Raw genomic sequence first — 19238 nt, forward strand, 5'->3', positions numbered from 1 at the left:
GAAGGCCCTTTCCGAATGCGACGTCAAATCGAACATCAAGTCCATTCCGGGCGTGGCATGTGCCCAATAGGACCACGCTTTCGAAGGAAAAAAACGTGTCAAATATTGTATGTGAACGTGACACGGACTGCAGGCGAAAGTCTTTGCGCGCACCGTCGTCGATTTTCGTTCCGAACACAAATAGCGGGGCGCAGTTGCCTTGGTATACTATCTACCCAACAATACAGGAGTTTTCTCCAGAAATCGGCGCCCACACTTATGAGCAATGGCTGAGAAGCCAGGGAACTGATGACGCTGTCTCGCTCTATCTCCACATTCCATTCTGCCGCTCGATGTGCTGGTATTGTGGTTTTCCGACTAGCATCACTCGTCGGGACACTTTGATAACCGATTATCTAGCAATGCTGCGCGAGGAAATCCGCCTGGTCGCCGAGCAAGTGCCGCAGGCACTCTCCGTGGGTGACGTGCACTTTGGCGGCGGATCCCCGACCATTATGCCATCGGCAGACTTCCTGTCGCTAATGGAACTCCTGCGCGGCCGTTTTGCGCTTGAGCGAGGTGCAACCATTGCCGTTGAGGTCGACCCGCGCACGTTCACCACCGATATGGCCGAAGCCCTAGAAAGAACCGGTGTGAATCGCGCAAGCGTCGGTGTGCAGAGCTTCGATCCCGTCGTACAAAAAGCGATCAACCGGATTCAGAGCGAGGCGCAAGTGATGACCGCCGTCGAAAACCTCCGCCTGCATGGGGTCAGGCGTATCAATTTCGACTTGATGTTCGGTTTGCCGAACCAAACCGTCCAGTCCTGTCTCGAGAGCGCTATGTTAGCTATTGCGATGCGTCCCGACCGCCTCGCGGTTTTCGGTTATTCCCACGTTCCATCTTTTCGAAAAAATCAGCGCTTGATTGACACAGCAGCACTGCCCGATATAGCCGCGCGAGCTGAGCAGGCCTCAGCCATGGCCGATACGTTAGTTGCAGCAGGCTATCTGCAAATTGGTCTCGACCATTTTGCTTTGCCGGATGACGAGCTTGCAATAGCACAGAGAGCTGGTCGTCTGCGCCGAAATTCGCTTGGTTACTCTGCCGAAACCTGCTCAACTGTCATCGGTTTGGGCGCGTCCGCCATTGGTCGTTGCGGCGACGGTTACGTTCAAAACGATCTCACGCAAAGCTGTTATAACCGGCACATAGCATCCGGCCGCTTGGCGATCTCAAGGGGCTACCGTTTAGCTACCGAGGATCGCGTAAGAGCTGCAATCATCGAACAGCTCATGTGCTACTTGGAGGCGGACATATCAGCAATCTGTACGGCTCAGGGATTTGATCAGACCCATCTAGTGAGTTCAGCTAAGCAGCTAGAGATTCTGGCTGAGGATGGGATCGTTGAGTTTGACAACGGTTTAGTCCGTGTGCGGCACGAACGTCGCTCTGCCCTTCGCCATGTCGCTGCCGCGTTCGATGCTTATCTTGGCCGCCAGCCGATCTAGACTGGCAAACGGAGGACCTTGGAGTGATCACTTAATCGAGCTCGAGTTCGTCGAGATGTTAGGCAGGAGGCAAGCCCCCAATTGCTCGATTTTAAATCGATCGCTGAATTCGCAGTCCATGGCATGTGTCGGTCTCGATCGCGTCACAGTTCAGCTCTCGCCACTGGCAAAGAAATCCGCCGTCAAATATCGTGAAAGGTCTGGCGCAGCACGGCTTCACCGGCTCGGTTGCGCGCGCCAACTTGAAGCAGGCGACACCTTCGTTCAAAACGGACCAGACGCCCGGACAGTTCAGCTTGACGCCACCAATGCGGCTTCGATTGCGCAGGCGGCGGAGACGCGCATCCAGGAAACCTGCGGCAGGCTCGATGTTCACGGTGGCGATCGAGCGCGGTTAAATGCCTAGAACATGGCCTAAACACTCTTGTCGTTGATCTCGACGAAATGGGACCGTGTTCGGACCCCAATTATTTGTCCTTGCCGTACACAGGTGATGCTGCCGCTGGCTCCACTACATGCCCAGGGCGACAGGTTGTTGCACTGCGACAGGTCACCGTTCAAACCGCTCCAGCATTGTTCTCAACTGCGCGTTTTGCAGCCTTAGCTTTCTGGCTAGCTGCCTCCTGAGCACCCTGATGTCTTCGTCGAGGCTCATCTGGTCCGCAGTGTGAACTGCCGGGGCAGCGTTTGCAATCGCGGCTGATGCCTTCTTACGCGGGGCGACCTCGAGAGTTCGCTCGAGCCTCGTAGCATCGTGCCCAGCGGCGATGTCGGTACTAAGCCCGCCGAATGGAGGTGGATCGGCCGCCTCAACGTTTTTGGCATCTTGGCCTTCGACCTGATCGTGGCCACCGATTCCGACTTCCTTAGAAACAACAAACTCGGTGGAAATTGCAGGAGAATGGCCGTGACGGGGAGGCCCCTCGCTTGCCGGTCGAACGGCGCTTATCAGGCTCTTCTCGGCAGGCGTTTCGGTCGGACCGGCAATGGCCAATGTGTCCGGCGTAACCTTCTGGTCCGAGCCGTTTTCTCGCTTTTGTTCGCGACCCGGTGAGATCAGTCGGGCAAGAAGTTTCCAGGGAGACGCCATCTATCCGACCTCGCGTTTTATCCCGCAAGCAGGCAGTGAGTTTGGGGTCCGGCAACAGCATTACCGTTGCCGAATTGTTTGTCTCGATAAGAATGTAGATCCGGTCGCTTATTGACCGGCTGCTTATATCAATCGAGCTTGAGCCGTTTGCGCAGATCTTCATTTTCAGCGCGAAGTTTTCCAGCAAGAAGCTTGCGCAGCCGCTGATTTTCCTCTTCCAACTGCAAAAGGTCTGCCATTTCATCGCTCGCCGTCATCGGGGCAGCCGGCGCTGCCTGCACAGCCTTTGGAGCACGGCGCACAGGTGCGCGTTTGGCGCTCGCCGTGGCTTCGATAGCCTTTGTCTTGCGCCCTCTCCTCTTCACACCACCGTCCCCGGCCAGCGCAGCTGCCGGCTCTGCCGTAGCGTCAGCTAACGCGGTCTCGAGTGCCGCGACTTTTTTGGCGCGCGGTTTGCGCTGTTTCTTCGGCGCATTAGGCGTTTCGACAACGGTCTGTCCATCGACCTTGGTTGTCGTATTAGTCTCGTCGGCCATGCTCATCTCCTGTGTATCTGATGCAGTTGTCGACGGCCCGAGAGGCGCTGTCAACAACTGCTCGGCCTGATCTTGTTCCGGCAAAGACATTTCGCTGTCGGGTTTGCCACTCTGAGAGCTACCTGACAGAAAAGGCAATGCCTCTTCCTCTAGATCGCGCGCGACTGACTTTAGATCCACATTGCCCCAGATCGAGTTCGATCTGGCATCAAGTTTTCGCCTGCCGTTCTTGTACTCGACGGCAAAACTGCGTTGCACTTTTTTCAATATAAGAGGCCTTGGAGAATCCACGGGGTGGCTGATGTTATGCTGGAACAGCACGAATAGCGCCTACCGGACTACCAGTCTATACCCACGGTCTAGCCTGAGGCCAATTTTTTAGCGCCGCATTATTTTTTGGAGTTACCGCGGCCTCTGCCGATTTATCGTCCCGGTCCCTAAAGTGGTGAAGGAGCCGCGCACCAACCCAGGCTTCTCCTTCGTCGGCTGGCGCTTCAAAGACCAGATGCTGCGCACTTACGCCGGGGAAAATGTTGAAGCGCTTGGCCCACGTTTCGCGGCACTCGCAGCGGCGGTGCTGACCAAGACCGAACGCAGTTTCCTTGCAGCTAGCGCCGCCATTAGGCTCATTGATGTGCCGAGACGAACATGCGGCTTGGCTTTGTCGGCTGAAACAAGAGTAGCGAAGGAGTGTTGCTTTTATGACAAGACACGAGGAGTTTGTCGGTCGAATGTCACAGGCGGATCTGCCTTGCACACGGCCGCCATAGAGAGAAGGATGGGGTCGCCGCTCGCTTCACTGCTGAGTCACGCCATCGTTTTCGTGAATGCATTCCATCCAAACAATCGATTTTACTGATCGAAACGGTTGCCATTAGAAGACGCTGAAGAAGCGTTTTGTAAAAGCCGTAATTCGGAGTTCTTAAAATGGGTCCTCGGGTGCCGTGGAGACTGTGCTGGGAAAACGAGATGAGGCAGTCGGTCTGCTGCCTGGTCTCGATCGTTATCTTGCGCTCGACGTGATCGGGTAGAATCTTGGTCGTTGCTTCTCGACGTTTCAGTGGGCTCTCACGGGACGCACTTTTGCCCCGGTCGATGCCGCCTCCTATTCGTCTTCACCGCGCGCTGGTCATCTTTCTACTGCTTCCCCTTCTAGCGTTTGTTGCAGATCGGTTCTCACGCCGTGGGCGCCGTTCGACGTGATTATCAATGGCGGCCCCACCGCGTGGGAGCTGAGTTCGGTGCTGGCGCATATGCGAATGACGGAGGCCGGCGGCGGAATTCTGTGTGCTATGCCTCGGAGCCAACGCAGGCGCACTCGCCGCTGCAAGGATACGGTCTGCGACCTTTGCAGCGACCACCAAACGTCGTTGTGGCTGTCGGGCGGAAAGATGAAGGACTGGGTAATGTGGATACGTTACGCGGCGTTACTGCCGCAAATGCTTCGGTCTGGGGCTCTGTTAGCGCCGATTGTCGGCAATCTCACCGATCCGGTCACGATCTGATTTCGGCTTCGACCCGTGAGCTCTAGCTGCACTGTCAAGCGCCACCCTATGAAACTGCGAAAGCCGGTGGCCAGACCAGAGCGACCTACCTTTCGAAACGAACTGGAGAGCAACATGCTGTGTCTAGGGCTCAGTGGCGGTCTAAGCAAAGATTACGAAAATTCGTCCGATCTACCGAGCACCTTTATGCACGATGGGGCTGCGGTTCTCGTTCGCGACGGGCGAGTGATAGCGGCGGTCGAGGAGGAGCGCCTTAACCGGATCAAGCACTCCAACAAGTTACCAACGCGTTCGATTCAATATTGCCTCGCATCTGCAGGTGTTCACCTGAGCGACATCGACCGCATCGCGTATTATGCGACCGAGGCCTATTGCAACGCTGTGCTCGAGCGCGTGCGCCTCTCTCACCCAAGTACCCCAATACCGGACGCGAGACTGTTGTTGTGCGGATTACTCGGGCAAGAATTTGGTGCCGAAATTGATCCCTCACGTGTGTCGTTCGTGAGCCACCATATGTCGCACGCGGTGAGCTCGTTTTTCATGTCGGGCTTCGAGCGAAGTTTGGTCCTCTCAATTGACGGCGGTGGAGACTTTCTTTCGAGGCTTTTGGCGATTGGTTCCAGCACGGAGATTGAGCCACTCGTGACATTTCCGGAGAATGATTCTCTAGGGCTGCTATACTTGGAAACGATCCGCTACCTAGGTTATGGCGCGTTCGATGAATATAAGATCATGGGTCTGGCACCTTACGGCAATCCCGCTTCGTACCGCGAGATCTTCGAACAATTTTACGAACTCCTAGACGACGGTGGTTATCGGGTCCATCTCGACCGAGTTGGTCCTACGTTGCTCAGTAACATTCAAATACGCCAGAAAGGCATGCCGTTCACGCAGCAGCATAAAGATGTGAGTGCTTCACTGCAGGAAGCACTGGAACGGATCGTGTTCCACGTCCTACGGCATTACACCAAGGTTACGGGCATCGAACGACTGTGTTTGGCCGGAGGAGTGGCTCACAACTGCACTTTGAATGGCAAGCTGCTGTACTCGGGGATGTTTGACGACATCTTCGTGCAACCGGCTGCCCATGACGCTGGCTGCGCACTAGGCGCCGCATTGATGGCGTCTCATGATCTGGGGCATCCGGCACCTCGTGAGCGTTTGCAAAACGTCTATTGGGGACCCGACCTGGAGAGCGAAGGAAGCGTGGAGGAGGAACTTTTTGCTTGGGGCCAGCATCTCGAAATTGAACGGAGTGATGACGTGACAGGCAAAGCAGCCGATTGGATTGCGGATGGCGCCGTGATCGCCTGGGTGCAGGGGCGTTCGGAGTTCGGTCCACGGGCGCTAGGCAACCGGAGTATTCTTGCTGATCCGAGGCCGGCGTCAAACAAGGATCGAATTAATATGATGGTCAAGAAGCGGGAAGGCTACCGCCCATTTGCTCCCTCGGTATTGGAGGAGGACGCCGTGGAATTTTTTGATCTGCCAGGTACCTTGCGCAAATTTCCTTTTATGAATTTCGTAGTGTCTGTGCGCGAACCCAAGCGTAGTTCGCTAGGCGCCATCACGCACGTAGATGGTACGGCTCGTTTGCAGACAGTGTCACGCGAGACAAATCCCGCATATTGGGAGCTAATCAATGCTTTCGGGAAGCGAACCGGCGTTCCGATCTTGCTCAACACGTCGTTTAACAACAACGCCGAGCCGGTAGTGGATTCGGTTAGGGATGCCGTAACGACTTTTTTGACGACCGACCTGGATGCACTTGTCATCGGTCCATTTCTCGTCAAGAAGCGAATCTCAACGATGGAGGAGTGGAATAAACTAGCAGTTTCCTTGCCACCTTACGCAAGTCTCCATCAGGCGCGTGCATATTCCACCCTGGATCGGCAAGAGACTGTATGTGAGATCCGCACAGGCGCCTCCAGCCTGCAGGCCGTGCGTATTTCACCGGGGTTGTTTGAACAGCTAATTAGGATTGAGGGAGAAGCCCTGGTTGGCGACATTTTGGATGGAATCGCGCCTGTTTCAGGTAGTCGTGAGACTTTCCTAAATGAACTTCGGCAGATTTGGGAGCAGCGTTGCATATGCTTAAGCCCGGTACGTGGCCGCAAATCACAGGTATCCGTCCCCGCTGAGGCCTCGGTGACTAGTGGGCTTTCAGCATAGCTTGGGGTCGCTTCGTTACGCCAAACAAACTCGCGAATAACAAAGCCCGCGACCGACAATGCGCCGTGCCCACCTAATCGCACGGCGACGCGTCAACAACCATGTCGAAAGAAGGGCCAAATGGCTCGGTATTTCAGTGATATCCTGCCCGAGCTCGTTCAGCAGGGGCACTTCGAAAAGTTAAGGAGACTGTGATGGATCCGGTGTGTGAGTTAAACGTACATCGACAGATCGTTTCGCTTCTCGATAAGCCTAACCCTGTAATCTTTGACATTGGGTGCAATGACGGAAGCGATGCTCAACGCTTTCTGCGCCTTCTTCCGAGCGCCCAGCTCTATTGCTTTGAGCCAGACCCCAGAGCCGCTGCACGCTTCAAGGAGAAAATGGGTTCTGATCGGGATCGGATGAGGCTATCCGAGGTTGCGATCAGCGACCGAAACGGGATGATCGAGTTTCATCCCAGCAATGGCAATGACAGCGCTAAGGAATGGGATCTCTCGGGCTCGATACGCCGTCCCAAGAACCGTCTTTCTGAGTACGAGTGGGTTCGGTTTGACCCTCCGATTTCGGTTGAGACTAGGAGGCTGGATGACTGGTGCAGCGAAGCTGGCCTAGAGAATATAGATCTCATCTGGATGGATGTGCAGGGAGCCGAGGCCGACGTTATTGCCGGTGGCAATCAGATCCTGATGAGAACGCGTTACATATATACTGAGGATAGTGATCATGAGCTTTATGAAGGCCAGCTTCCCCTGCGCGCCATTCTTGAGCTCTTACCTTCCTTCCAGATGGTAGTTGAGTATCCCCGAGGAGTGGAGGGTGACGTTTTGCTTAAAAACACAAGCCTATAGCCGGTTCCCTTTTTGGGATTCAAGAACCGCGCCGAGTTTGCCGGAGGCTTCAACTCATGAGAGATTGGAGCCGATATGAGCAAGACAACGAACAAATTCTCGCCTGAAGTCCGTGAGCGTGCCATCCGCATGGTGCTGGATCACGAAGCCGAGCACCCCGCGCGGTGGGCTGCCGCTTCATCTATCGCGGCCCAGATCGGCTGCTCGCCGGCCACGCACGCTGTAAGCATCCGGTGAAGGCCGCAGGTTAGGCTGCTTGAGCGTTCAGTCCGTGTGGCTGCCAATTCCACGGAAGCAATTGCTCCAGCTTACTGATTGGCGTGTCGGCGATGCGGGCCAAGACGTCAGCAAGCCAAGTCTGCGGATCGATGTCATTGAGCTTGGCACTCACGATCAGTGTCGCCATGAAGGCAGCACGATCAGCGCCGCGATCCGATCCGGCGAAGAGCCATGACTTCCTCCCGAGAGCAAAGCCTCTCAGGGCTCGTTCGGCCGCGTTGTTCGTGAGACAAATCCGGCCGTCGTCGAGGAAAGACGCGAAGCCGTTCCAGCGCTTCAGCATGTAGTCGATCGGCTCGGCGACCGGAGAACTGCGGGACAGTTTTGCCCGCTCGATTTGAAGCCAGCGGTGCAGTTCGCCGACAAGCGGCAGGCTGTGCTTGCGACGGCGCTCCAGGCGTTCCGCTGCGGCAAGCCCGTTGATCTCACGCTCGATGTCGAACAGCGCATCGATCCGTTTGACGGCTTCCAGCGCCATAGGCGAGATCGGCGCGGCGCGGCTGCCGCGTTTGGCATTCGTGGCGATGTCGGCCAGCACGAAGAACTTGCGCCTCGCGTGCGACCAGCAGAGCGCCTGCGTCAGCGGCCCGGTATCGCGCTCTACCTTGAACAGCGGATTGTAGCCGCCATAGGCATCAGACTGAAGAATGCCGGTGAAGGTCTTCAGGTGGCGCTCGGGATGCTCTTGCCGTCGATCTCGCGAAGCATAGTAGAGAGCCGCCGGCGGCGATTGCCCGCCGAATGGCCGGTCATCCCGGACATAGGTCCAGATGCGACCCGTGTCGGTCTTTCCCTTCGCTAGGATTGGCACTGTGGTGTCGTCACCATGCAGCCGCTCGGCAGCCAGGACATGTGCTTCGATCAACGAATGGATAGGCTTCAGCGCCGCGGTGCAAGCGCCGACCTGATCTGCCAGCGTCGACAGGCTGAGGTCGATACCTTCTCGGGCATAGCGCTCGCTCTGGCGGTTCAGCGGTTGATGCTGCGCGAATTTCTCAAACAGGATCATCGCCAGAAGGCTAGGCCCGGCAAAGCCCCGCGGCGTCACATGGAAAGGAGCTGGTGGCTGGGTGATCTTCTCGCATTCGCGGCAGGTGAACTTCTCCCGCACCGTTTGGATCACCTTCCACTGACGCGGGATGACCTCCAGGGTCTCGGTGATGTCTTCGCCCAGCTTCGACAGCTTGCCCGAACCGCAACAAGGGCAGCTCGCCGGGGCGGCTATAACGACACGCTCGCGCGGCAGATGTTCAGGGAATGGTTTCCGTGATGGACGCTTGCGCTCGAAAGCCCTGACCGTCGAGGCTTCGGCCGCAACCTCTGCCGCCAGTTCGTCTTCGCCAGCGTCAGCCTCCAGCTCCTCGAGCTGCAATTCCATTTGTTCGAGGAGCCGCGCCTTGCGTTCTGACCGGCTGCCGTAAAGCTCGCGGCGAACCTTCTCGATCTCCAGCTTCAACCGCGCGATCAGCGCTTCGGAATGCGACACGAGCGCCTTTGCGCTGGCGGCTTGCGCCTTGGCGGCCAGTGCTTCTGCCTCGGCAGCGATACGCCGGGCACGCTCCTCGTCCAGCAGTGCAAGCGCACTGGCAAGGTCGTCCGGAAGCTCATCAGTCGCGTCGCTCATGGCAGGATGGAATCATATTCGAGTCCGCCATTCCAGTGCTTTTGCTCATCCTGCCGATGTTGGCCGCCAGGTCTTTTGCGGCATCCGCCAGTCTATACCTTCCAGCAGATAACCGAGCTGCGCCGGTGTGATCACCACCGTGCCGTCAGCGGCTGACGGCCAGATGAAGCGGCCGCGCTCCAGCTTCTTCGTGAACAGACAGGCTCCTTGTCCGTCATGGGATACCGGCCGCACGGGCAATCTCGGAAAGCACCGCACCTGGCTCGAGACAGGCTGTAACGAGCCGCTCTTTATCTTGCTGAGACCAGCGCCGTCGGCGCTCGACAGACGTGATCACTTCAATCTGATGCTTCGTCATAGGACTACTCCTAGTATTTGCACTAGGACTTCCGATGTTCGCCGCAACCTCGCAAGACGGCCCTCACCGGGCGCTTACCGCACGCTACACGAATGGGTGAAGAAGACCGAGGTCGATAGCGGTAAGCGAGCAGGCCGGCCGAACGATGTCGCCGAGATTATGAAGGCTCTTGAGCGGGAGAGCCGCGAGCTTCGTCAGGCCAACGAGATTCTGCGCAAAGCGTCGGCGTATTTTGCCCAGGCGAAACCTGCCACCGGAAAAGACGCTCGACAGCTTTGATTTTGATGCAGTCCCTATGGTCTCCAAGGCCCAGGTCATGGCCATTGCCGCTGGCGACAGCTGGGTCGCGAAAGGTGCCAATATCCTCATGTTCGGTCCGCCGGGCGGCGGAAAGAGCCATCTCGCCGCGGCCCTCGACCTCGCGCTGATCGAGAACGGTTGCGGGTGCTGTTCACTCGCACGACCAACCTCGTCCAGAAACTGCAGGTCGTACCGCGTGAACTCCAGATCGAATCCGCCGTCGCAAAGCTCGACAAGTTCGATCTGCTTATCCTCGACGACCTGGCCTACGTCACTAGGACCAGGCCGAAACCCGCGTGCTCTTCGAACTCATCTCCCAAGATATGAGCGGCGCTCCATCATCATCACCGCCAATCAGCCCTTTGGAGAATGGAACCGAGTCTTTCCGGACCCGGCCATGACGCTTGCCGCGGTGGACCGACTTGTTCATCACGCTACGATCATTCGAAATGAACGTCGAAAGCTAATGGCGACGTTCCGCGATGGAAGCCAAACGTGGTCGACCCAGCTGGCTTGCGGCCATTACCTCTATCTCATTGCAAAACGATGACACTGAAACGTCAGGAATCCGGTCTTCTCCATACAAGGCAGCCGATCGAACAAAATGTCGTAGCCTGACGGGAGACGCAGGGGTGTCCCTCCCGCACGCGGCGCCCTTTGCTATCCCGGATGAAGGGGATGGCGGCAACGACATGCGCAAGCCCACTGAGGATAGAAGGACTGGGTGAAAAGGCGCCCCTGAAAACAGTGGGTTTGGCGACACTTGTTGGTTCGGGCAGGCAAGACGTCGTCTACATGCATCAAATGGATGACTCGCATTTAAACAATAGATTTCACCAATTTTCGCGGATGCTCCATAGACGGCCGTCTCCACTCCACCGGGTATGATCCGTTGAAAGGCTCTCAACCAATCCAACAACGCCTGTAGCCCCGAAGCACTGGCGGCGGGAATGGCATCAATCCTACCTGGTATCGCCTGGCCTTAGCCGAAGAAAGGAAACGTCTCATGAAGGTTATTGGTTACTACGTCATCGTTGCAGCGTTGCTCGCATTGACATTGCGGGCCGGGCCGTCACTTGCAGCAGATGATCGTAACCAAGATTGTGGCCCGGCGGCAAGTGACCCCCGCGCAAACCTGAATGGTGCTGACAAAGCCCATTCAGCGGAGCACACTCAAGACTTCAATTGCCAAGATACTCCTGCCGAAGAAGGTGAGTGCTACGAGTGCGTCTTACCCCCCGAAGTACATATTGAAGGCGCCGAAGTGATCGACGTCGCAGACCGAAACTTTTATCCTCGGAAAACACTGCTACTCGCCAGAATGATCAGGCACCACTGAATCGTGTCGGTTGAAGGTAGCAGTAAGACCATCAAAGCCACGGCGGCTGGAACATCGATACTTTCTCAATTTTAGGCGACCCTTTGCTTGCTGATCTCTCGTGGCGCCGCACTGCGAGACCAAGCCTTTTCACCTTTTATCTCGCCACCTCGCTATGGATGAAGACATGCGGTTCAAGGGCCTTGATCTGAATCTCCTCGTCGCACTCGACGCCTTGATGACCGAGCGTAACCTCACGGCGGCAGCGCGCAGCATCAACTTGAGCCAACCGGCCATGAGCGCGGCCGTCGGCAGGTTACGCACCTATTTCAATGACGACCTTTTTACCATGGTCGGTCGCGAACTCGTTCCAACCCCGCGTGCGGAGCGGCTCGCGCCTTCGGTCCGCGAGGCTCTGCTTCACATCCAGGTTTCGATCATATCCTGGGATCCGTTTTGCCCTGCTCAATCGGATCGCTGCTTCAGAGTCATTCTTTCCGATTACGCCGCACTCGTTTTTTTTGAAAAGGTCGTGACGCGTGTCGCCCGAGAAGCGCCCGCCGTCAGCTTCGAGTTGCTGCCGATCGCCGATAACTACGATGATTACTTGCGGCGCGGTGACGCCGATTTTCTCATCTTTCCGGAATTGCTCATGTCGCGCGCACATCCTAAGGTGGCGTTATTCGAGGAGACCCTCGTGTGCGTGGGCTGCCGCTCGAACAAGCTACTCTCGGAGCAACTTACACTCGAGAGGTATATGTCGATGGGACACGTTGTGGTGAAGTTTGGGAACGCTGCTTCCATCGAGGAATGGTGTTTGCTTGGGCACGGGCTTAAGAGACATGTCGAAGTAGTCGTGCAGGGCTTCAGCATGGTTCCGTTCATGCTTTCAGGGACCGAGCGCATAGCGACAATGCCCTTACGCCTGGTCAAGCAGCTCGAAAAGACAATACCCCTGCGGATCGCCGACCTTCCGCTACCTTTGCCCGCGTTCACACAGGCCCTCCAATGGCCCGCGCTTCACAATAGTGATCAGGCAAGCCTCTGGATGCGGGACGTGCTATGCCAGGAAGCATCCCGCATGCCTTCGCCCCATGAGGTAATGAGACGTCTCAGGATTTCCTAGCAACCTTTCGTGGTTTTGTCGTTCGGCGTGATTCATGGCGTCGGAATGAGGAGCCTCTTTGAAACGCCGCCGCTACAGTCTCACGGATGATTGATGATCCTGTCGCCGCTGGCCCAACAGCCGCGCTGACTGACGACCAAGTATGGAGGAACTGGACAGATGCTCTCCTACGCCCGCCGTTCAACCGACCAATGAAACAACCTCCTCGACAGTTTGTCGACGACTCAAGTCGAAGGTTCACGCAGCTCCAATCGACATTAGCAAGGAGCGGCAAACCAACCCCTAATATGGGACGGGTTCACCACATCCGAGCCGTGGCGCCAGATTGCCCTCCGGTAATACCTCAACGTCTTTATTTTTGCGGCAGAACATTCTCACTGCCCTTTTCCACCTGATCGATCACGAGCAGCTTTACCGGCTCGGTGCCGTTGTTCGCCCCTTTATGCCATATGCCCCAGGACTCGACGATAAAATCTCCTGCCGTGAAAATGCTTTCTTTCCCAGATTCTGTATTGGTGACCGTGATCTCCCCCGAAAGCACATAGCCATAGCGCTGATAGCGATGCTGATGAATTGGCAACGTCGCACCGGGCGCAATCTCATAAATCGAAGCGATGACCTCGACATTCTTCCGTGGAACGATGATGGGCTGACCAGCAATCGTACGATCGGTCCTTAAGATAAGCGTAGCCGCGACCGCTTTGTTTTCGAACGCGTTCGCGGGACACGCCAGAGCAAAGAGCGCCGTAGCGATTGAGATGACCTTCATTTGCTTTTCTCCTGATACAAGCCGGATTTTCCTGAAGAGTGTTTGCTTCCGAGTTCGGCCAGTTGCAGAGCGACAAACCTGCATCGTCTCACCGGCGCCGACACGGGTTCATTTGTTCCCGGACTATGATGATTATCTTCAGAGCTCTGCGGGTCTTTTCAAGATACTGCATCGCAATACCCCTCATGGCGTGGTGGCGAGTAGCGTCAAGACATCAGGCGCCGACGCAACAGCGCTGCCGACAGGAAGAACGGCAAAATCGCGTAGATGCAAAGCGCGCCTATATGCAGGCCCATGCTACCCGCGGGGCGCCCAAGCATTGCCGGGCGTATGAGGTCGATCGCATGCGCTAGAGGCAAGAACTGCGCTACCTGCTGAAAGGCCTGGGGCAGTTGCGCGATTGGAAACACCGCGCCGCACAAGAACAGCATTGGTGTCAGGACGAGCGTCTGGTAAAAAATGAAATACTCGTAACTGGGCGCAAGGGCCGTGACTACCATCGCAAGGCTCGCGAATGCAAATCCAGTGAGCATGATAACTGGCAGCACATAGACGACTGATGGCCACGTCGCATAGCCTAGCACGGTGGCGACGATTATGATTCCCGTACCGGCAAGAAATGCCTTGCTCGCTGCCCATGCCAACTCACCCAGGATGATGTCCCCAAGTGTCATTTGTGTGTAGAGCATGGCTTCCCAGGTGCGTTGGGCGTGCATTCGCGTAAAGGCCGCGTAAATCGTCTCGAACGTCGCTGAGGTCATCGCGCTTGTCGCCACCATGCCGCCCGCCAAGAACGCAACGTAGGTTGTGCCGTCAACGCGACCCACAATAATTCCGAGGCCAAGGCCGAGGCCAAAAAGGTAGATCATAGGATCGGCCAGACTTCCAACAATTGACGCAAGTGCTACTTTCTTCCATGCCAGATAGTTGCGTCGCCATATCGCAATCCAGTTAAAAGCGTTGGCGGGCAGAGCCGCGGCACAACCTTCACCCATCGTTCACTTCTCCATCTCGCGCCCGGTCAACCGCAAAAACACATCCTCAAGATTCGGCGGACGCTGGAGAATGCGCAAGCCCGCGCGCTCCCGCAACCGCACACGCACCTGCTCCGGGTCAGACACATAGCAAAAAAGGGTCTCGCCGCTAATTTCGACGCGATCGGCATATGGCCCGACCAGCGATTCCAATTCATGCGGATCGCCGCCGTAGATTTCAATGACTTCGCACCCGATCAGTTCATCGATCAGGTCATGCGGCCGCCCTTCGGCAATGCTGCGACCTCTTTCGAGTACGCAGAGTCGATCGCATAGCCGTTCGGCCTCTTCCATGAAATGGGTGGTCAAGATGATCGTTTTGCCGCGCGTAAGCAGGGAACGCAGGCGCTCCCAGATCAGGTGGCGCGCGTGCGGGTCGAGACCGGTGGTCGGCTCGTCCATGACAAGTAGCTGGGGGTCATTGATCAACGCACGCGCTAGCGTCAGGCGCCGCTTCATGCCGCCTGAAAGTTCAGACACACGCGCATTCACCTTGCTCTCTAGGCGTGCAAACTCAAGGAGCGACGGCATGACCGCCTCGACTTTGCGTGTATTCATGCCGAAGTAGCGGCCGTAGACCAGCAGATTCTCGCGCACAGTGAATTCAGGCTCAAGGTTGTCGAATTGCGGCACCACGCCGATACCCTTTCGCGCCAAGCGAGCCTGGGCAGGCACCGGCACGCCGAGCACAGTAATCTTCCCCGCATCAGGGGCTGTCATGCCAAGGATCATGCGTGCGATCGTGCTCTTGCCCGCGCCGTTCGGTCCAAGCAGCCCGAAGCATTGCCCCGGGGAAACGCGGAACGATAGCGCGTTGACCACGGCCTTGTCGCCATATGTCTTGCTTACGTCGAAAAAATCTATTGCGGACATGAACATGCGCTCATCTGACCGTCGGGCGCCGTTGACTGGCATTTCTTCGGTTGGTTGTGTTCTTCCTGGTCCATCGCACCGTATGTGTTCATTGCGTCTCCATTAAAGGGCTGGCAGCAGCATCCGGGAAAACGCCTCGTCCGTGGTAATTGGCACTCGTGTTGCAGAGCAGCCGAATGTCCCGAGCTTGTTACATTCGAAGAGTAGCTCGGCGACTTCACGGAGAGAGTGCCTGGGATGGTCTGCAATTGTGCAGATTCATCGAGATGGACAACAGCCGGAATTCTGTCCTGGCATCTCATCCGCGTCTTTTTATACCACAGACGCGCATAGTGTCTCCATGTCTGAACGTCGAGGGTTGGGGCCGTTAGGAGGCAGAAATCGGATTCCGGAAACAGGCGAGTAAGCAATCTTCGTTGACCGAGCCACCCCGACACTCAAGCCGCTCTAGCTCGAGCAAAGTTTCGTTCAGCATGTCGAGGACCGTCTCAGCACCAGCAACGTGGCCCCAGCGACGACAATTGGCGTCGCGCGCCGATCCGAAAACCAGATATCCATCTGGCGCAAGCATCCGCACTAAATTCCGAACAGCCCCTCTCATCTCGGCTATTCCTCCAATATAGTAGAGCACTTCCGCCACAACGATCAAATCAAACCTCTCGTCAGGTGAAAACTGTTGAACATCAGAGACTATCCAGCTGATGTGCGGAGAATCCCTCATGCGTCGACGCGATCTTTCTATAGCGTGAGGCACAACATCGATCACGGTGAGCCGTTTGCAGTGGGGGGCTAGCTGCACCGTAAATGCGCCGGCAGCGCATCCCACTTCGAGCGCATTTGAGATGGATCCCTGGGCAAGCGCCAAGCGGAGCATTTGCGTGTGACGCTCACGCTCGAATGGATTGGCGTCGAGTCCCCATGGATCGGGTGCAGCCAGTTCCCGATTCAGCAATTGATAATTGTCGCTCTGTGTCAACTCGTTCACCTCGGTAAATAGATCTTACTCGTCGCTGCACATGCAGTCAGACGTCGTTCGCCTGGCAGAATCGCGGGCGGGGTTGAGCCTTCGAGGCGCTGTCGCATGTCCAGAACATTCTGTAGTGCGCGCATCAGTCGCCGGATGTTGATTCGAGTTGCCAGCAGAGCTGCGCGACAGCCAGTCGCTATTGCTCAGCGTGCACAGCGCGTAGGCTTTCAAGGGCAGTAGCAGAAAAATATTGATGAATGCATGCAGAGAGAACCCGAGGAACCGTCGTTGGCGGGCCCGGAGCGCGACAACGCTGCAGTGGATCATCGTCATGGCCACGATCATCAGGGATGCCAACCAAGGCACGGTGCCCGTCAATGCAAGCTGTGCGAGCCCCGTCAGCACTGATAGTGCCAGAAGCAGCGGTCCGAGGTTCTGTCCGACAACGTCGAGCGTAAGGAAGCGATGGAGGTTGGGCAGCAGGCGCAGCCCAAGCAACGTGTCCCGGTACGTGCTCCGCGCCCAGCGTAGTTGTTGGCGCAGATACGGTCCTAGCTTGTTCGGAACGACTGTCGCTGCGATGGCGCTCGGCACGTACTCCGTTCGAAAGCCTGCCTTCAGCATAAGAATGGTGAGATGCCGATCCTCACCGAAATCGCTTGGCTTTCCCCGAAAATACTGTGATTCGTACTGGTCAAGCAGCGAAGCGAGCGCAGAGCGACGGTAGATAGCACATGGACCGCAGCAGCACATAACGGCTCCGAAGCGAGCTTGTGCCGCACGCTCCTCGTTGCAAGCCAGCCAGTACTCCATATCGATCAAACGGGTCAGCCAACTATCGTTTCGGTTGCGGGCCGTCAACTGTCCCATGGCCGCGCCGACAGCCGGATCTTGCATTTTAGGCACGAGCTTCCTGATGACGTCAGATGCGAGGATCGTGTCGGAGTCGACGTTTAACACCATATCTCCAGCAGAGCGGCGTATCGCGGCGATCTGTGCCTTCCGTTTACCAACATTCTGGGGAAGCAGGAGAATATTGAATCTGGGGTCTCGTGCGAAGGCCTCGTGCACAGGTCGCAAAGCCTCGCGATTTTCGGAACCGTCATCAACTAGGTAAACCTGCAGCCTTCCCCCGTATTCCTGACCCGCAATAGAAGCCAGGCACTCCGAAAGCGTGCGGGGATCCTCGTTGAAGCTTGGCACGATGACATCTACGCTGGGCAGCTCCTCAAAGCCGGCCAAGCTCTGGGACGCCAATGAAACATCGGTCGGCAGAGAATAAACGGCCTGCACGCTTTTATAAGCAGTCGAGAGAAGTGCATAAAGCGAGACGGCGACAGTGCTGGTTGTGTCAAGCATATCCATCAGAACTCCCGAGGAAGCGAGCGGAATACAAAGCCGCGATCATGCAAAGCTGGAATTATGCTAGATAACGCCATGATAGTCTGGTGGCGCAGACTGCGGTCAGTTCCTTGTTGCATTTCACTGGAGGGACAACCGTCGTGCAAGAGCACGATTGACCCCGGCCGGACAGACTGCAGCACATCATTGACAATGCCGTCGGCCCCGGGAAGAGACCAGTCTCGCGGATCTACCGACCAGTGCACGGCAGTGAGTTCCGCATTCGCCGAAACCTTGAGCACTTCTTCGGTCCAGATGCCGTAAGGAGCCCGGATGTGCCGCACCACCGCCTGAGGCGACGCCATTTTTATGGCTCTGTTTGTCTCGAGTATCTGACGTTGCACCTCGTCGGGTTCGCAGTCAGACAGGTCTGGATGCGTCATTGTGTGGTTGGCGACTTCATGTCCCTCTGCAATCATTCGCTGGATCAATTTAGATTGATCGGCCAGGAACTCGCCGATGACGAAGAATGTTGCCGGCACCCGGTGTTCAGCCAGAATATCGAGAATCTCCGGTGTACAAAATGGATGCGGACCGTCGTCGAACGTCAAATAAACGCTGTGACTACCAGTGCCGTCATCGCGCTCACCGTGCACTTCGCACGAGCAATCGAGGTGCGTCATTGCTCTCGTCCTTTCCGGTAAATTATCCTGGTGGCATTCGGAGACCGGCCACCAAAGGGTAGGATGATGACGCCGCGCGTGGACGCAGGTCGAAACGCGCGCGTGGCAGCGTGTAGCGTACGCCGTTTCCCCAAAATAGCGGTCACCAGGCCGCCTCGTCTGAATCTGTCAATACCGCGGCTCGTTGCGGACTGTACCGAGTGCGATTGGTGGTGAACCCCCGAGCTGTCGACGATTGCAAGGTGATGCAATGGGCTGATCGACCGCTTATGCAAGCATTACATTCCAAAGCCACACATTTGACCCCTCTACACCACTGGGCGCGCCATCGACGACTTGATTTCCGTCAAGATGCTCGTCTAATGGATCACGCCATTCAATTCGTAAAATCGATTGTTTGGATGATACCCATTCACAGCATAGATAAAATTCGAGCTCCACGGTTCCTGCTAACGGACCGAGCCTGTTGTCGTGACTGGCGGGGGACTTGCGTCGTCGTTCCCTGGAAGAACTTATGAGCCGATTCAAGATATTGCTGGCGTACGGGTTATTTGCGATGACCAGATCACCAGTTCTCATTTCCGGGACCGTTCTTCCCATCATGGTGGAACAAGCCCTCAATCGAGAGTGTTTACCGCCCCGATGAACAAATTTTCCGGGAACGTGAACCGAGCTTCTTTAAGCCCAGGACGATACTGATGCTAACACGGTAGTTTGTGATGCCTGTTAATGTGGCGGTGCGACCAAGCTGCCGAACGCCAGATATTTCAGATGACCTGCCACTGAATTTTCATCCGGCGGCGATTAGAGCCTCGGCGGTCTTTGAAACGCTCCCAAACGTTGGACCACCGGATGCTAGAGTTTTCCGGCTTCATTCAGGGAGGCGGGCTGGTTGCGCCTCCCGAATTCACCAACGAGATCA

The 19238-nt window shown here is 56.4% G+C and carries 18 protein-coding genes and 4 pseudogenes; 10 read left to right on the forward strand and 12 right to left on the reverse strand.

Going from position 1 to position 19238, the window contains the following annotated elements; all coding sequences use genetic code 11:
- The first annotated feature begins 143 nt into the window (after window positions 1-143).
- Window positions 144-1490: an oxygen-independent coproporphyrinogen III oxidase gene (gene hemN / locus AF337_RS01955; RefSeq protein ID WP_080515689.1), complete on the forward strand. Its 1347-nt coding sequence runs from the start codon at window positions 144-146 to the stop codon at window positions 1488-1490.
- 91 nt (window positions 1491-1581) lie between these two features.
- Here hemN and AF337_RS41610 read toward each other — a convergent pair whose 3' ends face one another.
- The 3 genes from AF337_RS41610 to AF337_RS01965 form a co-directional block, all read right to left on the reverse strand.
- Entirely contained in the window at window positions 1582-1866 is a 285-nt protein-coding gene (locus AF337_RS41610) for a hypothetical protein (protein WP_010065539.1), read from the reverse strand.
- Between the two features lie 174 nt (window positions 1867-2040).
- Window positions 2041-2580, reverse strand: a complete 540-nt coding sequence (locus tag AF337_RS01960) for a hypothetical protein (protein ID WP_004679185.1) — start codon at window positions 2578-2580, stop codon at window positions 2041-2043.
- 128 nt (window positions 2581-2708) lie between these two features.
- A complete protein-coding gene (locus AF337_RS01965) occupies window positions 2709-3383 on the reverse strand; it encodes an MreC domain-containing protein (RefSeq protein ID WP_029875595.1) in 675 nt (224 codons plus the stop codon).
- A gap of 175 nt (window positions 3384-3558) precedes the next feature.
- Here AF337_RS01965 and AF337_RS39445 point away from each other — a divergent pair, with 175 nt between their 5' ends.
- The 4 genes and pseudogenes from AF337_RS39445 to AF337_RS41615 all read left to right on the forward strand — a co-directional run.
- On the forward strand, window positions 3559-3975 hold the full coding sequence (locus AF337_RS39445; protein ID WP_011053452.1) for a hypothetical protein: 417 nt from the start codon (window positions 3559-3561) through the stop codon (window positions 3973-3975).
- Window positions 3976-4735: 760 nt separating this feature from the next.
- Window positions 4736-6793 carry a carbamoyltransferase family protein gene (locus AF337_RS01975; RefSeq protein WP_049730832.1) on the forward strand — a complete coding sequence of 686 codons (2058 nt, stop codon included), beginning with the start codon at window positions 4736-4738 and terminating at the stop codon, window positions 6791-6793.
- A gap of 194 nt (window positions 6794-6987) precedes the next feature.
- On the forward strand, window positions 6988-7644 hold the full coding sequence (locus AF337_RS01980) for an FkbM family methyltransferase (protein ID WP_049730833.1): 657 nt from the start codon (window positions 6988-6990) through the stop codon (window positions 7642-7644).
- A 75-nt stretch (window positions 7645-7719) separates the two neighbouring features.
- A pseudogene (locus AF337_RS41615) lies at window positions 7720-7860 on the forward strand (IS3 family transposase); the annotation flags it as partial.
- Between the two features lie 31 nt (window positions 7861-7891).
- Here AF337_RS41615 and tnpC read toward each other — a convergent pair.
- Genes tnpC through AF337_RS46430 form a run of 3 tightly spaced genes read right to left on the reverse strand, consistent with a single transcriptional unit; the run spans window position 7892 to window position 9905 of the window.
- The gene (gene tnpC / locus AF337_RS01990; RefSeq protein WP_049730834.1) at window positions 7892-9547 is read right to left on the reverse strand and encodes an IS66 family transposase; all 1656 of its coding nucleotides are present in this window, start codon (window positions 9545-9547) and stop codon (window positions 7892-7894) included.
- A 45-nt stretch (window positions 9548-9592) separates the two neighbouring features.
- Window positions 9593-9781, reverse strand: coding sequence for an IS66 family insertion sequence element accessory protein TnpB (gene tnpB / locus AF337_RS41620; protein ID WP_202813696.1), 189 nt, complete (start codon window positions 9779-9781; stop codon window positions 9593-9595).
- Window positions 9762-9905 (reverse strand): transposase, encoded by a 144-nt coding sequence (locus AF337_RS46430; RefSeq protein ID WP_086004648.1) that lies wholly within the window; start codon window positions 9903-9905, stop codon window positions 9762-9764. Before AF337_RS46430 ends, tnpB begins: the two co-directional genes overlap by 20 nt.
- 81 nt (window positions 9906-9986) lie before the next feature.
- Between AF337_RS46430 and AF337_RS41625 the strand changes: the two are divergent.
- From AF337_RS41625 to nodD1, 4 genes and pseudogenes are all read left to right on the forward strand, one after another.
- Window positions 9987-10139: pseudogene (locus tag AF337_RS41625) on the forward strand (transposase); the annotation flags it as partial.
- Window positions 10126-10669, forward strand: a pseudogene (gene istB / locus AF337_RS01995) (IS21-like element helper ATPase IstB); the annotation flags it as partial. The pseudogenes AF337_RS41625 and istB, both read left to right, overlap by 14 nt.
- 542 nt (window positions 10670-11211) lie before the next feature.
- Window positions 11212-11544 (forward strand): nodulation protein NolE, encoded by a 333-nt coding sequence (nolE, locus tag AF337_RS02000; protein ID WP_012489573.1) that lies wholly within the window; start codon window positions 11212-11214, stop codon window positions 11542-11544.
- A gap of 166 nt (window positions 11545-11710) precedes the next feature.
- A complete protein-coding gene (gene nodD1 / locus AF337_RS02005) occupies window positions 11711-12649 on the forward strand; it encodes a transcriptional regulator NodD1 (RefSeq protein WP_029532439.1) in 939 nt (312 codons plus the stop codon).
- Between the two features lie 352 nt (window positions 12650-13001).
- On the opposite strand, the gene AF337_RS02010 is transcribed toward nodD1, so the two are convergent.
- The 6 genes from AF337_RS02010 to nodB all read right to left on the reverse strand — a co-directional run bounded on the left by AF337_RS02010 (window position 13002) and on the right by nodB (window position 18316).
- Window positions 13002-13418, reverse strand: a complete 417-nt coding sequence (locus AF337_RS02010; RefSeq protein ID WP_012489574.1) for a cupin domain-containing protein — start codon at window positions 13416-13418, stop codon at window positions 13002-13004.
- A 206-nt stretch (window positions 13419-13624) separates the two neighbouring features.
- Entirely contained in the window at window positions 13625-14413 is a 789-nt protein-coding gene (locus AF337_RS02015; protein WP_009998866.1) for an ABC transporter permease, read from the reverse strand.
- Between the two features lie 3 nt (window positions 14414-14416).
- Window positions 14417-15367, reverse strand: a complete 951-nt coding sequence (nodI, locus tag AF337_RS02020) for a nodulation factor ABC transporter ATP-binding protein NodI (RefSeq protein WP_080515691.1) — start codon at window positions 15365-15367, stop codon at window positions 14417-14419.
- Between the two features lie 325 nt (window positions 15368-15692).
- Entirely contained in the window at window positions 15693-16310 is a 618-nt protein-coding gene (gene nodS, locus AF337_RS02025; RefSeq protein ID WP_012489576.1) for a nodulation methyltransferase NodS, read from the reverse strand.
- Window positions 16311-16325: 15 nt separating this feature from the next.
- Window positions 16326-17657 carry a chitooligosaccharide synthase NodC gene (gene nodC / locus AF337_RS02030; protein WP_004679211.1) on the reverse strand — a complete coding sequence of 444 codons (1332 nt, stop codon included), beginning with the start codon at window positions 17655-17657 and terminating at the stop codon, window positions 16326-16328.
- Window positions 17657-18316 (reverse strand): chitooligosaccharide deacetylase NodB, encoded by a 660-nt coding sequence (nodB, locus tag AF337_RS02035; protein WP_004679213.1) that lies wholly within the window; start codon window positions 18314-18316, stop codon window positions 17657-17659. The genes nodC and nodB overlap by 1 nt, the downstream gene beginning before the upstream one ends.
- A 401-nt stretch (window positions 18317-18717) precedes the next feature.
- Here nodB and AF337_RS46185 point away from each other — a divergent pair.
- Window positions 18718-19087, forward strand: a pseudogene (locus AF337_RS46185) (nodulation protein NodZ); the annotation flags it as partial.
- Window positions 19088-19238 lie beyond the last annotated feature (151 nt).

The sequence above is a fragment of the Rhizobium ecuadorense genome (assembly GCF_001187535.1).
In the GTDB taxonomy this organism is placed as follows: Bacteria; Pseudomonadota; Alphaproteobacteria; order Rhizobiales; family Rhizobiaceae; genus Rhizobium; species Rhizobium ecuadorense.

What these genes read in the sequence shown, in the direction of transcription:
- AF337_RS01960 (WP_004679185.1), bottom strand. Translation starts at nt 2,580, where the DNA reads ATGGCGTCTCCCTGGAAACTTCTTGCCCGACTGATCTCACCGGGTCGC.
- AF337_RS01975 (WP_049730832.1), top strand. Translation starts at nt 4,736, where the DNA reads ATGCTGTGTCTAGGGCTCAGTGGCGGTCTAAGCAAAGATTACGAAAAT.
- AF337_RS01980 (WP_049730833.1), top strand. Translation starts at nt 6,988, where the DNA reads ATGGATCCGGTGTGTGAGTTAAACGTACATCGACAGATCGTTTCGCTT.
- tnpC (WP_049730834.1), bottom strand. Translation starts at nt 9,547, where the DNA reads ATGAGCGACGCGACTGATGAGCTTCCGGACGACCTTGCCAGTGCGCTT.
- AF337_RS46430 (WP_086004648.1), bottom strand. Translation starts at nt 9,905, where the DNA reads ATGACGAAGCATCAGATTGAAGTGATCACGTCTGTCGAGCGCCGACGG.
- nolE (WP_012489573.1), top strand. Translation starts at nt 11,212, where the DNA reads ATGAAGGTTATTGGTTACTACGTCATCGTTGCAGCGTTGCTCGCATTG.
- nodD1 (WP_029532439.1), top strand. Translation starts at nt 11,711, where the DNA reads ATGCGGTTCAAGGGCCTTGATCTGAATCTCCTCGTCGCACTCGACGCC.
- AF337_RS02010 (WP_012489574.1), bottom strand. Translation starts at nt 13,418, where the DNA reads ATGAAGGTCATCTCAATCGCTACGGCGCTCTTTGCTCTGGCGTGTCCC.
- AF337_RS02015 (WP_009998866.1), bottom strand. Translation starts at nt 14,413, where the DNA reads ATGGGTGAAGGTTGTGCCGCGGCTCTGCCCGCCAACGCTTTTAACTGG.
- nodI (WP_080515691.1), bottom strand. Translation starts at nt 15,367, where the DNA reads ATGCCAGTCAACGGCGCCCGACGGTCAGATGAGCGCATGTTCATGTCC.
- nodC (WP_004679211.1), bottom strand. Translation starts at nt 17,657, where the DNA reads ATGGATATGCTTGACACAACCAGCACTGTCGCCGTCTCGCTTTATGCA.
- nodB (WP_004679213.1), bottom strand. Translation starts at nt 18,316, where the DNA reads ATGACGCACCTCGATTGCTCGTGCGAAGTGCACGGTGAGCGCGATGAC.